The following is a 12,090-nucleotide window of genomic DNA, read 5'->3' as shown; positions in this document are numbered from 1 at the left end:
CTTTACTAATTTTTTGTTCAGGAAAGAGCATTGGGTGGTGGCCCTCCTCCAGGTTTACTTTTGTCTTCGGGCAAGGGTACATATTCTTCATTATCCATTGGGGGTAAATCGATACGTCCCTGTTTCCAATCCTCCTTCGCCTGCTCAATCCTGTCTTTTCGACTGGAAACAAAATTCCACCAGATATACCGGTCTCCCAGATGTTCGCCACCAAGCATCATCAGCGTAGCTGGTTCTTTCGCTATAATCAATGGGTCAACTCCTTTGGTAAACACCAACAGCTGCCCTGGTTTGTAAGTAGTCCCGCTAACTTCAACGCTACCTCGAACAATGTATGCACCTCGTTCACTATGACCTTTTGGTAAACCAAAACGAATACCTGGCTCTAGCACAACATGTACATAAAATAAGGGAGAATGTGTTTTTACAGTACTTTTCAATCCATAAGCATCACCTGCAATCAGGCGCATCCAAACACCTGAATCTGTAAAAATTGGCAATTGTTCCGGTTGGTAATTTTCAAAAGAAGGATCGCTTTCTTCATCCTTTTCGGGAAGTGCCACCCATGTTTGAATCATTTCCAGTCCGCCACCAGCCAGCATAGCCGGATCTTCGAAACGTTCGCTATGTGTAATACCTTTACCAGCGGTCATCCAGTTAACCTCTCCGGGTTTTATAACCTGCTCTACACCGAGACTATCCCTATGGGTCACATTGCCGCTAAACAAATAACTGACTGTCGAAAGACCGATATGCGGATGAGGTAATACATCAAGACTGCTGGTGGGGGCGACCGGTATATTCACAGGACCTCCATGATCCATAAAGATAAAAGGGCCGATCATCCTCCTAAGTCTGTAAGGCAAAATCCGCTTAACAGTAAATCCTGCGGAAAGTTCGGCTTGCCGGGCTTCTATAACAATATCAAGCATAATAATATATTTTTATAATAGTTCTTTTTTTTAAAATACTGCTTCTTGCAACATTTTTTTCAAAACGCGCCACCTCTTCCGTCTACTTATGATCTACTTCCGTGTGGGATACCCTAAGTTTTACGTCTGCAACAGATGTTTCCATAGTTGTTGTTTTTAAGGTTTACACCTAGCTATCAATTATAATTCCAGATTTATTGTATCCAATTTCTCTTCGTTTTCTAAGAGGTGTATTTGATACTTCAAAAGTGCATCAAAAAGAAAACAAAAGTCGTAGACAAATGTCTATAAATTTTTCCTCACACGGCTTAGCGTGTCTTTTGTAATACCTAAGTAGGAAGCGATGATGTGTTGAGGAAAACGACTGACAAAATGTGGATGACAATCAACAAAGTCTTCATAGCGTTTTTTCGCTGTGGCACTGATCGAAGAAGTGATTCTTCTTTGCGTCGCAATCATATTTTGTTCATCCAGTTTCAATGTCAGTTCATTAAAAGCGGGACATTCATTACGCAGTTTTAATACATTTTCCCTTGAAAGAAGAAGTAGTTCACAGTCTTGCCACGCGTCTATATTATACACGCTGGGAGTGAGTTTAACAAAGCTTTCCCGGTCTCCTGCCCACCAGTTTTCTATATATAAATCAACAGTATGGTCAACACCCTTTTCGTCAATATAGTATTTACGCATGGAACCTTTAGCAATAAAGGCCATGTGTTTACATATGGCTCCATCCTGAAGCAGAAATTGTTTTTTTTTAATCTTTTTCTCGGTAAAATGAGTTACTAAAACCTTAAAATCTTCTTCGGAAATGGTAGCATATCTGTTTATATATTGAAAAAGTGGATGCATATTAAATGATTGCATATATAAAGTTACTTATTTTTCTTGTAAATGCTTGTCAATCTATGTCGACACATCTCAGCTTCTTCCAATTTTAATAGCGTTTTCATTTATATATTTTAAATCAATTACAAAATATTACCAATTTCACACGATCAAAAATAACAACATAAGAAGTCAACAGGTATAAAATAACGGAATTTGTTCCCCAAAAAGTTGAGCTGGAAGCCAATTCACCGACGGATAGCTTGTGCTCGTTAATAAACAAAAATCCTGAGGCAGGGAACCTCAGGATTTTAACTAACTAACCAATTATAAACCTAAATTATGAAGTACAGATATAACGACAAAAGCTGTACCTTTTATATCGCCTTAGGACATATTGATATATATTGACAAATAGATGACTTTTTACATCCCGGTACTACTAACGACATGTTCTATAATAAATCTCGCATATATTAGCCATTCCGACTGTCAAGGTGGCGCATCGCCACGCCAAAAAAACGCAGATGGCCGCGTACCTTTATTTTTCTAGACAAGACGTTGGTGTGAGGATGCTCATAAAGCAAGAACAATTTTTTATGTTTGTGCTATGACAGATTTATCTATACCTGACCTTTACAAGTTTTATCGTGATCATTTGTCTTATCAAGCATTCAATGTCGTTTTCATATCTGTAGCTGTTCGCCGACGGACAGCTGGTGTTATAAATTACGATTAAAAATCCACGTTGTCCGCTTCCGATCCCCCGTTCTGCCAGTCGTCAATTTGCAGTTCACCGGCTGTCGAATCCGCCGCAATGCCATTTTCCATTTCGATTTCAACCACCTCTATAGTGGGAACTTGGTATTTAATTTTTTTATTTTGTTTCATTGATCAACTTATTTATAAAATTCAATTACCTCACGCGAATACATCGTATGTTCTTAAAAGTAGTTTGTACGTGTCCAGTCCCTTGATAATCAATCATTTCTTTATTTATATTATCACCTAGCCCAGAGGCACCGTTATAATAGAAGACACCGAGTCCTCCCAGACCATCTGAACTTGTCGACCAGAGGTTTGCTGATTTTCCATACGAGTCGTTCAGATCAATTTCAATTTCGCCATTCACTTCGGTTACTGCCGTACCATACCCATTAAAGTTAATACGTAATTTGTCGCTCGGATACGGTGCACCCGTTCCTTGGGTATCTTCGTACTCAAAATAACCCAGTCCATTTTCGACTTTATAGGTTTCTATAGGATATACGGGAACAATCATCATAAAGTTGTTAAATCCCGGTGTTCTCCAGGTGCCTTCGGGATATACCAATGCGCAGGGATCCCCGCTAATTAAACTGTTCCCATATTGACCGGGCAGAACTCCGCGAAACGCAAAATAGGTGTTCCTCGCATCTGTATGTTCATTTGTGGGAAGAAAACGGTAGGGGTTATGTCCGCCTTGATAATAAAGATTGGTACGAGCGAACTTGGTCGAATTGACAGTTAAAAATGATTCAATAAAATTCATGGTCGCCGTATAACTTGCTCCTATTTGAGGTGTAAAGCTGAATTCGAATACGGCGGGATTTTCCGCGAGATTGGAAAATACACGATTTGTACCGTTGACCAACTCAAGATCTAACGCGTTGATATTTACTTTTAAATCCATCAAACTCTCTACAGCCGTATATACATAGGCTATCTTACGATCAGCATAAAGGGGGTCGACATTTTCAAAATCGTTGAAGCTTAGTGTGGCAGGATCCGCTGAAATGTTAGATAATGATCCATCTTTTAAATTTATGTTGGCTTTTGTCCCTGCGGCGCCTGATATAGTAAGTCCCACATTGTTCATATTTCCAAACATGCCCATGGTGTTTAGCTCTAGCGCTATACGGGCATATTTATGGGTAAAAACAATACCCAAGGACAAGCTTTCTTCCGACGTCTGAGTAGGAGCCTCTATGATGCCCGAGGCATATAAGAGATCTGTATTTTCCGGTACATCCAAAATAGGATTATTGCTGTCTACTTCAGGAATGGGATCGGAGTTGTGATAAGACACCGCATACCAACTGTACGTTTCGCCCCCAAGGATTGCTATCTCGCTAGGACCGTCAGCAGTCAGCTGAGTCGAACTCACAAAAGTTCCATCTTCCTCGTAGATCAATAACCTATAAGTGATGCCATTTTCCATAGCAGCGGATCCCTTGACCGAAGAAGCTCTACTACCCGACATTCGAGACCGCACTACCGAATTCCCATCATCGATATTTTCTTGTCGAAGCGAAAGCTGCGTGTCGAAGGACGGGCAGGAAACGATTTTTTCTGAAATAAGCTCTGGTTTTTGAGAGGTATGCAGGCTGCTATTGCTTGCTTTTGATTTGACAGACTGGCTGGTCTTCATATCGGTAATTCCGAGAACTTGGACGTTTAATTTGATGTTGTTATGCGTTATGGTATCGGTTTCCGTTGTTTTAGAACAACTTGATAGCGTAAAAAGTGTCAACGTAACTAATATAGTTGTCGTTAATTTCAAATTAAGGAAGCTAGTTAATATCATACGAAGTTATTACAAAAATTTCAAATCGGCTTACTCCATTAGTAGTCGCGAGCCAAGATAATAATATTTTATTTCTTTCCGGTATTCCATAACCACTTCTTTCTCACACAATACTATTTTGCCCTTACATAGTTTATAAGCATGTAAAGATGGCAGGATTAAAAAGATGGATCGAAATTTGGTCTTGTGAGATTGGTTTTAATTAAGGTTATTCGATCAATGGTACTGAAAAAATTGAAATATTTGGGAAAAGCGTTGGCGCTTTTCAAGGTTTTCAAAACATATAGTCTTACTAATAAAGACATAGCCGATGCCGATAATTTAGCAGAACATCTTTCCGATAGAAAAGCGGAATTTCAACTTATTTTAGCGATGGCTAACGATTCGATTAAAGGACGTTACAAAATAGGTAAGCTAAATCTTGGGATTATCGTAGCGACTGTTGTTTATGTCATCTCACCGCTTGATGCCATTCCTGATCTCGTACCGATTTTAGGATGGGTAGATGATGTTGCCATTATTGGCTACGCCCTCGGCAGGCTGAAGTCCGAAGTGATCAAGTATCAAAAATGGGTCGCAGGCACGGAAATAAGAATAGATCGTTCTATCAACCATGTTCGCTAGATAGTATTGACTTCAATTATGTAAGCATGATAACCATGTATCTTTCTGGAAGATCATGTCGGGCTTCTTCAGCGGATAGCCTTTAAAGATTTGCAGCAGGTTTGGCACAGCCTAAGTATCTTATTAATTCTTGTAAAATCGAAGATGCCAATCAAGAAGGCTTTCCTGAGTTTTACCTGACTTATTTTGAAGAGTCAGATGGATTAGACGCCAAGCCTTTGAAAGTGATTGTGTACACACGTCTGGGAGGGGATAAGTTTTCAAAATCAAAAATAACCACTTGGATTCCGTTTCAGCCAGAACATCAATACCGCGAAGAGAACGACGCAAATTTCAGGTTATTGCCCCAAGATATACGGCTGAAAGCGGAGAGAATATTGAAAGAAGCCAAAAAGAGCATCATGTAATCAATACTACGGTACACCTAAGCAAACAGTTTAAGAAGCACACTGGAACCACGCAATAATACCTGAAAACAGTTTAGAACTTGTTTCGTAAACAAATTATACAGATATTTCGCATCACTAAATGTTATAGTTAAAATTGTACATGAACAACCTGATTTACGTTCTGGAAGACAACGCAGACATTCTGGAAATCATCACCATGATCCTAGAAGATTTTAGAATAGAGGGATTCGGAACAGTTTCAGAGTTTTCCGCTGGATTTTCCAGACACTCACCAGCCCTCTGCCTACTGGATGTGATGTTGCCCGATGGCAATGGACTAGAAGTCTGTCAGCAAATAAAAGAAAACCCATCCACAGCGCATATCCCTGTAATCGTAATGACCGCAAACTCAAGTATCGATAAAATGAAAGAAAAAGGCACCGCAGATGATTATCTGGCTAAGCCTTTTGATATCGATGATCTGACACAACGAATAACAAACCTTATATAAACAGTGTTCAATAAACCAAACTGATGGATCAGAATCGGAAACTGAGCAATGACCACTTACTAGTTATCCTTCGAAAGGTTGATAGTGCAATAGCAATTTATTCGGGCAGCGAAATGTGCCTAGAGTTCGCTAGTCAAGCAATGCTGAATGCTTGGAGCAAGGGATCCGAGGTCATCGGAAAAACTTTAAGTGGCGTCTGGCCCGAAACTAGCCAAAAGCATTTTCACGATATATTACAAAACGTTTGGAATACGGGATTAGATTATACAGAAGAAGCAAGCCCAACACAACAGGTCGTGAATGGAAAATTACAGATCTTTTATCGGGATCACGTCTATCAAGCTTTAAAACATGACGATGGCAAAGTTTACGCTATTCTTCATACCGTCACAGATGTGACGGATAAAATTACCATTCAAATAGATGCCAAACATCCGTCGAATGAAGAGCTTGTAACGATAAATAACGAACTTACCTTGGCCAAGGATCGCCTGAAGGAGATAAATCTTGATCTCCAACTAAGTGATATACAGCTTCATAAAGTATTGAGTGAGTTACCAATTCCGGTAGTCACTTTGATGGGGGAAGATCAAGTCATTTCGGTTACAAATCAGGCAATTCTTAAGCTATGGAATAGGACGAGGGACGAAGTTTTAGGCAAGCCCATGCTGGAGGTGTTCCCTGAACTCAAGAACCAACCTTATCCATCGCTTTGGAAAAAAGTTTATGAAACCGGTGTTCCGGTCAGCTTTACGGAGAAAACGGTTGTATATAAAGACAAAGTTTCCGGAGGCGACCGGTCTTTCTATATTGATTATTTCTGCGAGCCGTTAGTCGATAGGAACGCAAATAGAATTGGGATAATTTCCACCGTATTTGATGTTACAGAAAAAGTTCAATCGCGCAAACAAATAGAGGAAGCCGAAGCGCGGTTAAGTTTGGCGCTGGACTCCGCAAAGCTCGGAACCTGGCATATAGATCTGAAAAGCAATGAACTAACGTCATCATCTCGTCTGAGGGAAATCTTCGGGTTCGATATGCAAAAAGAAATAACCTTAGGACAGGCAACCGATCAGATCCTGGACTCGCATAGGACAGATGTAATAGAAAGCATCGAGCATGCGCTTGCAACTGGAGCATTTTACGACATAGAATACCCTATAAAGCGCTATTCAGACGATGTCATTCGCTGGGTGCATGCCACGGGAATGATCTACGGTGCTACAGGCGATAAGATGAATTTTTCGGGCATCGTTCAGGACATCACGCAACGTAAATTTGAAGAGCAGCGAAAAGACGATTTCCTCAGTATCGCCAGTCACGAATTAAAAACACCGGTTACGGCTCTGAAAGGTTCCCTTCAACTTTTAAATCGTAAGAAGAATGATCTTACTCACCCGATGGTACCTCGTTTGATCGATCAGGCCTACGTTAGCGTTGAAAAAATTACCGACCTGATTGACGACCTGCTTAATACCGCTCGCTCCAATGCTGGGCAATTACATCTCAACTATTCAGAGTTTACTATTTCAACCATGCTGGAACAATGTTGTCAGCATATTAGAATGGGGGGCAAACATGAGCTAATCTTTCAAGGCGACAAGAGTCTAAAAATAGAAGCTGATGAGGCACGAATCGATCAGGTGGTAGTTAATCTGGTGAACAATGCAGCGAAATATGCACCAGATCAGCAAAATATTTATCTTAACGTGGAAAATCTCGGAGATAGAGCCAAGGTATCCGTAAGAGATACTGGACCGGGAATTCAACGGGATAAAATTAAACATCTTTTCGAGCGGTATTATCGAACCGATTATAGAGGAACACAATATTCTGGTTTGGGTCTCGGTTTATACATCAGTGCGGAGATCATTAAAAGGCATAATGGAGAAATTGGTGTGGACAGTACGCCCGGGGAAGGAAGTACGTTCTGGTTTACACTGCCCTACAAGCCTTTGATACGTACAGAAAAATGAAACTCTTGAAGCTAAAACCCATTATTGTTGACCACTTCGTGCGTTATCGTTGCCCCGGCTACGCCCACCTTTCCATCCTGCGATAGTGTTTATGATTCCCATGTTTTCAATTCATATGCGGCATTCCAAAATTCATATTCCATACGAGAAGCAGTAATAAATGCCTCTGTCATTTTCTTCCTGGCGGATGCTGTCGCATTTTCAGCGGCTCTATCGCAAATAGCAATGGCATTTTTTACAGCCAAGGCAAAATCTTCTCCACCATAGGTTTGAACCCATTTCTGGTATGGATTATCGGCAGGCCGGTGATTCGCTAAAATATGATCACCTACATTTTTATAAATCCAAAAGCAAGGAAGGGTTGCGGCCATGGCAATTTCAGCTCCTTCAAATGCTGCTGAACTCTTCAGGAAATGGATATAGTGGTGACAGGCAGGTTGAATATTTCCTTCGTTAACTATTCCAAAGTCCGAAAAATAAAACTCGTGCAAGGCTTTCTCCACTACGATCGCATTTTCTGCAAAACGCATATAGGCTAGGGCATCATTAATGCCCTCGGCTTTGGCTCCTATTACGGCAAGCGCTCTTCCAAAATGCTCCAGATATAATGCATCTTGCATCATATAAAACTGAAATTTGTTTTTAGGAAGTTTACCGCTGGATAATTCTTTAATAAAAGGCATTTGGAGAATAAACGAATAAATTTCCTCTATTGATTGCCAAGCTTGTTCAGACCATTTCATTTTTAATAAGTTTTTGAGGATTGAAAAAGTGATTCAACGGACCGTTTCCCTTTCCGGTCTGGGTGTCCGCACCAGATTGAATAGCATTAAAAACATACTGTTGTCCGAGCGTTACGGCTTCAAACAATTCTTTGCCTTGAGCCATATACGACGCAATGGCGGAGGATAAGGTGCATCCAGAACCGTGTGTATTGTTGGTTTCAATCTTGTTAAATTCAAAAGAGTGACAGTTGTTTTCTTCATCCAATAAAAGAGAAGTAATCATCTCCGTTTTTTGATGACCTCCTTTCAGCAGTATATTGTTACTGCCCAATTGCTTCATGCTTTTGCCGGCGAGTTCCATTTCTTTCACGGTTTCGACTTTTATTTTAGCCATAATCGCTGCTTCATCCATATTGGGCGTAATTACAGTCGAAAGCGGAAGAAGTTTTTCTATGATGGTGTCAATGGTTCGCTCTTCTATAAGAGGGTGTCCGCTGGTAGCCACCATTACAGGATCAAAAACCACCGGAATGTCCGGATATTTCTGCAATACAGTTACGATGGTATCGACAAGCTGAGGAGTATGTACCATTCCTATTTTTATGGCATCAGGCACGATGTCTTCCATTATTGCGTCTAATTGTTCCGCTACTGCCTCGATAGGAATCGGAAATATATTTTTAACGCCCTGCGTGTTCTGTACCGGCAATGCAGTTAACACAGATGTAGCATAACAGCCCAAGGCAGAAATGGTCTTGATATCTGCCTGAATTCCTGCACCGCCACTGCCGTCAAATCCAGCAATTGTCAATACACTTGGATATTTGTATTTCTTCATTTTAAGATTTCGTTTTTTAATTCATAAGCCGTTTTTTGTGGATTTGTCGCACCGCATATTTCGGAAACCACGGCAATACAATCCGCACCAGCCTTCACCACCGATTTGACATTGTGCAGATGAATATTACCTATTGCCACCAACGATTTATCGGTAAGTCGCCTTATCTCTACAATACCCTCAAGCCCCCATTCGGTAACGGTGTCTGTTTTGGTAGCTGTGCTGAAAACGGGGCTGATACCCAGATAATCAGAAACAGCCGCCTGGTCGTTTTCCAACTGTTCCAGAAACTCGATGGAATATCCTATATATTTAGTGTTATCCCATTGTTTTCTGATGTCGACAGGATGTACATCATTATTTCCTACATGTATTCCTGCCGAATCGACCTTTTTCGCAACTTCAAGATTATCATTGATGATAAGAGGAATCCTATATTTATCGGTTATTTCTTTTAATTGGAGAGCCTTACCGATAAAAGTATCCCTGCTGTCATTTTTTTCTCTCAATTGGATGATATCCACCCCACCTAAAATAGCCTGTTCCGCTACTTCAAGGAAATTCCGTCCCTTACAATCCGATTCGGAGATTACCAGATAAAGTTTGTAGGGGAATAACGATTGTCTTTTCATGCTCTGGAAACGTTGAGTTGTTCAACAAACTCCATTTCCGTCATAACATACAATTTGTCTATGATATTCATTTGTAGACTTCCTGGACCATGAGATTCTTTTTCTGAACGTTCGCCCGCTATACCGAGCAACGCCATGGCTGTCACTGTCGCCTCTGTTTTATCTTCCATTACAGCAACAAACGCCGCTGTCAATGCGGATGCCGTGCATCCCAGGCCAGTAACCTTGGTCATCATAGGATGACCATTTTTTACGAGGAAGGTTTGATTTTTCTGATCGACAATGATATCGGTTTCTCCTGATATACAGACAACAGAACCGTATTGATTCACTAGATGACGGGCCGCCTGAACAGCATCCATGCTCGAAGCGGTGCTATCCACCCCTTTAGTTGCCGAAGCGTTGGATTTAACAATAGCCAAAATTTCTGAAGCATTTCCCCTTATTACCGTGGGGCTGTACTCCAATAATTTTTGGAGGATTTGATTTCGATAAGGAGTTGCTCCCGCACCAACAGGGTCAAGTACCCAAGGCTTATCCAATACATGTGCTGTTTCGGCAGCAATCAACATCGCGTCGGACCAATATTCGTCTAACGTACCGATATTGATCAGTAAAACGTCTGCGATAGTTGTCATGTCCTTAACTTCCGCTTTAGCGTGGGCCATTACGGGGGATGCGCCTATTGCCAATAAAGCATTGGCTGTATTGTTCATCACGACATAATTGGTTATGTTGTGTACCAAGGGAGACTGTTCTCTTACTGTTTGGATGTGTTTCCAGCGTGTTTTTTCCATTAGACTTTATTTTTAGGTAAAATAGCTTCAGGAAAACCGAAAACAAACAAGAGGCGACTTATTAAAGAAGTCTTTATTTGCTTTTCCCTACGTCGGTGTGATCCGTATCAGGTTCCAAGGGACTCTCTCAACTCTTTTCAGAATACCCCTAAAGCGTAAAACAAAGGTACAATATATTATTTGTATTATTAAAGATAAGGAGAACTGGTGAAGATGATCTGTGTGTGTGGCGAATGATTGCTTGCGCGTGCTCGCCAATAGCCCGCGAACCACCAGTGCATTTACAAAAGAAAGGGGAGAGGAAGACTGAAAATTCAGGGGATTGGTGTTCCACTGGGGTAAGCGCGACCGCCAATTCGATTTCCAATCCTAGTTCTTCGAAGATTTCCGGGCCTGCTCATATTCTCGAATGGGAGACTATTGACAATAAACCGGATAGAAGTAGAAAAGAGTTAAGGCTTCTCTGTCGGAACAAAGTGCATTTCTATATTTTCGACAGTATAACCAAATTGATCAGCAGCTTTAATACAAATTTTATGTACACCTGGTGAGCCTAGTTTTGGGACAACAGCTTGCCAGATATGGGGCGATATACGTTTGCGTAGTGGGTTAATGCGCTTTCCAGATGCAGGGAAGCGTTTTTCCTTGTTATTTTCAATGATACGAAGGACGGATTCAGCAGGTCTTTTAACATGTTCCATAGCAAACCACTGTCCGTCGTTTACGCGTACTTGTACAGAAGTGCTGTCAGAAGCACCGTATATATTGCTTATCAGCGTATCCCTATGAAGTGTCAAATCCATTTGTTGATTGTCGTCCAGTCCGATTCCTTTATAATTGATTCGATAATTTTGTTGATCAAAATCAATAGTGAAATAATTCCTGGGAGTACCACATTGCATCAGTGCCTCGGGTATTCCTTGAGTGTTGATTTCACCTGTCCACCAATTACCAGAAGGAGCACCCGCCACCAGTTCTTGTATACGCCCATTAATTGGAGCTGATCATCTGAAACACGACCTTCATAAGAACGTTTTCCCGTAGAAAACACATTATTGAGGACAATAAAATGCACACCACCATAATTGAAAGCATAGGTGGATGCACCAAAATGTTGGTTAAAGTGATCCTCCATGTGCGCTGTATTTGCCGTGTTGCGATCATGATTCCCGACCAATGTCCAAGAAGAGGCTGGTAAAGTTTGGTCATCAGAGTTTTTGAGATCTCTGATACAGTTCAAGTAACGTATCTTCTTTCCTCGAGTTATTACTT

General features: G+C 41.0%; 14 protein-coding genes and 1 riboswitch. Of the genes, 4 read left to right on the top strand and 10 right to left on the bottom strand.

Translation table 11 applies throughout. The annotated features are described in order from the left end of the window. Positions 1-17: 17 nt before the first annotated feature. The 4 genes from G5B43_RS07630 to G5B43_RS07615 form a co-directional block, all read right to left on the bottom strand. On the bottom strand, positions 18-932 hold the full coding sequence (locus G5B43_RS07630; protein WP_165294150.1) for a pirin family protein: 915 nt from the start codon (positions 930-932) through the stop codon (positions 18-20). Positions 933-1,217: 285 nt separating this feature from the next. Then, positions 1,218-1,799 carry a Crp/Fnr family transcriptional regulator gene (locus G5B43_RS07625; RefSeq protein WP_240904798.1) on the bottom strand — a complete coding sequence of 194 codons (582 nt, stop codon included), beginning with the start codon at positions 1,797-1,799 and terminating at the stop codon, positions 1,218-1,220. A gap of 696 nt (positions 1,800-2,495) precedes the next feature. Continuing rightward, complete coding sequence (locus G5B43_RS07620; protein ID WP_165294149.1) at positions 2,496-2,651, bottom strand: hypothetical protein; 156 nt, start codon at positions 2,649-2,651, stop codon at positions 2,496-2,498. A gap of 25 nt (positions 2,652-2,676) precedes the next feature. Continuing rightward, positions 2,677-4,326 carry a fimbrillin family protein gene (locus G5B43_RS07615; RefSeq protein WP_165294147.1) on the bottom strand — a complete coding sequence of 550 codons (1,650 nt, stop codon included), beginning with the start codon at positions 4,324-4,326 and terminating at the stop codon, positions 2,677-2,679. Positions 4,327-4,545: 219 nt separating this feature from the next. Between G5B43_RS07615 and G5B43_RS07610 the strand changes: the two genes are divergently transcribed. The 4 genes from G5B43_RS07610 (at position 4,546) to G5B43_RS07595 (ending at position 7,826) form a co-directional block, all read left to right on the top strand. Then, positions 4,546-4,950, top strand: coding sequence for a YkvA family protein (locus G5B43_RS07610; RefSeq protein WP_165294146.1), 405 nt, complete (start codon positions 4,546-4,548; stop codon positions 4,948-4,950). A gap of 101 nt (positions 4,951-5,051) precedes the next feature. Next, entirely contained in the window at positions 5,052-5,357 is a 306-nt protein-coding gene (locus G5B43_RS07605) for a hypothetical protein (RefSeq protein ID WP_240904797.1), read from the top strand. Between the two features lie 142 nt (positions 5,358-5,499). Then, the gene (locus tag G5B43_RS07600; RefSeq protein ID WP_165294145.1) at positions 5,500-5,850 is read left to right on the top strand and encodes a response regulator transcription factor; all 351 of its coding nucleotides are present in this window, start codon (positions 5,500-5,502) and stop codon (positions 5,848-5,850) included. Between the two features lie 23 nt (positions 5,851-5,873). Next, positions 5,874-7,826: a PAS domain-containing sensor histidine kinase gene (locus G5B43_RS07595; RefSeq protein WP_165294144.1), complete on the top strand. Its 1,953-nt coding sequence runs from the start codon at positions 5,874-5,876 to the stop codon at positions 7,824-7,826. An 89-nt stretch (positions 7,827-7,915) separates the two neighbouring features. On the opposite strand, the gene tenA is transcribed toward G5B43_RS07595, so the two are convergent. The 6 genes from tenA to G5B43_RS07565 all read right to left on the bottom strand — a co-directional run bounded on the left by tenA (position 7,916) and on the right by G5B43_RS07565 (position 12,058). After that, positions 7,916-8,569 (bottom strand): thiaminase II, encoded by a 654-nt coding sequence (tenA, locus tag G5B43_RS07590; protein WP_165294143.1) that lies wholly within the window; start codon positions 8,567-8,569, stop codon positions 7,916-7,918. Next, complete coding sequence (gene thiD, locus G5B43_RS07585; RefSeq protein WP_165294142.1) at positions 8,556-9,389, bottom strand: bifunctional hydroxymethylpyrimidine kinase/phosphomethylpyrimidine kinase; 834 nt, start codon at positions 9,387-9,389, stop codon at positions 8,556-8,558. The genes tenA and thiD overlap by 14 nt, the downstream gene beginning before the upstream one ends. Next, complete coding sequence (thiE, locus tag G5B43_RS07580; protein WP_165294141.1) at positions 9,386-10,021, bottom strand: thiamine phosphate synthase; 636 nt, start codon at positions 10,019-10,021, stop codon at positions 9,386-9,388. The genes thiD and thiE overlap by 4 nt, the downstream gene beginning before the upstream one ends. Further along, positions 10,018-10,818, bottom strand: coding sequence for a hydroxyethylthiazole kinase (gene thiM / locus G5B43_RS07575; protein ID WP_165294140.1), 801 nt, complete (start codon positions 10,816-10,818; stop codon positions 10,018-10,020). Before thiM ends, thiE begins: the two co-directional genes overlap by 4 nt. A gap of 67 nt (positions 10,819-10,885) precedes the next feature. Next, positions 10,886-10,978, bottom strand: a riboswitch (TPP riboswitch). Positions 10,979-11,270: 292 nt separating this feature from the next. Beyond that, positions 11,271-11,789, bottom strand: coding sequence for a calcineurin-like phosphoesterase C-terminal domain-containing protein (locus G5B43_RS07570; protein ID WP_165294139.1), 519 nt, complete (start codon positions 11,787-11,789; stop codon positions 11,271-11,273). Beyond that, the gene (locus G5B43_RS07565) at positions 11,720-12,058 is read right to left on the bottom strand and encodes a metallophosphoesterase family protein (RefSeq protein ID WP_165294138.1); all 339 of its coding nucleotides are present in this window, start codon (positions 12,056-12,058) and stop codon (positions 11,720-11,722) included. The genes G5B43_RS07570 and G5B43_RS07565 overlap by 70 nt, the downstream gene beginning before the upstream one ends. Positions 12,059-12,090 lie beyond the last annotated feature (32 nt).

The sequence above is a fragment of the Sphingobacterium sp. SGR-19 genome, from assembly GCF_011043555.1.
Taxonomy (GTDB): domain Bacteria; phylum Bacteroidota; class Bacteroidia; order Sphingobacteriales; family Sphingobacteriaceae; genus Sphingobacterium.
Note: the sequence above shows the minus strand (reverse complement) of the source record. Positions and strands in the feature narration are given on the sequence as shown.

Excerpts from the sequence above, each read along its gene's own strand:
- G5B43_RS07630 (WP_165294150.1), bottom strand. The coding sequence starts at position 932 with ATGCTTGATATTGTTATAGAAGCCCGGCAAGCCGAACTTTCCGCAGGA.
- G5B43_RS07625 (WP_240904798.1), bottom strand. The coding sequence starts at position 1,799 with ATGCAATCATTTAATATGCATCCACTTTTTCAATATATAAACAGATAT.
- G5B43_RS07620 (WP_165294149.1), bottom strand. The coding sequence starts at position 2,651 with ATGAAACAAAATAAAAAAATTAAATACCAAGTTCCCACTATAGAGGTG.
- G5B43_RS07615 (WP_165294147.1), bottom strand. The coding sequence starts at position 4,326 with ATGATATTAACTAGCTTCCTTAATTTGAAATTAACGACAACTATATTA.
- G5B43_RS07610 (WP_165294146.1), top strand. The coding sequence starts at position 4,546 with ATGGTACTGAAAAAATTGAAATATTTGGGAAAAGCGTTGGCGCTTTTC.
- G5B43_RS07600 (WP_165294145.1), top strand. The coding sequence starts at position 5,500 with ATGAACAACCTGATTTACGTTCTGGAAGACAACGCAGACATTCTGGAA.
- G5B43_RS07595 (WP_165294144.1), top strand. The coding sequence starts at position 5,874 with ATGGATCAGAATCGGAAACTGAGCAATGACCACTTACTAGTTATCCTT.
- tenA (WP_165294143.1), bottom strand. The coding sequence starts at position 8,569 with ATGAAATGGTCTGAACAAGCTTGGCAATCAATAGAGGAAATTTATTCG.
- thiD (WP_165294142.1), bottom strand. The coding sequence starts at position 9,389 with ATGAAGAAATACAAATATCCAAGTGTATTGACAATTGCTGGATTTGAC.
- thiE (WP_165294141.1), bottom strand. The coding sequence starts at position 10,021 with ATGAAAAGACAATCGTTATTCCCCTACAAACTTTATCTGGTAATCTCC.
- thiM (WP_165294140.1), bottom strand. The coding sequence starts at position 10,818 with ATGGAAAAAACACGCTGGAAACACATCCAAACAGTAAGAGAACAGTCT.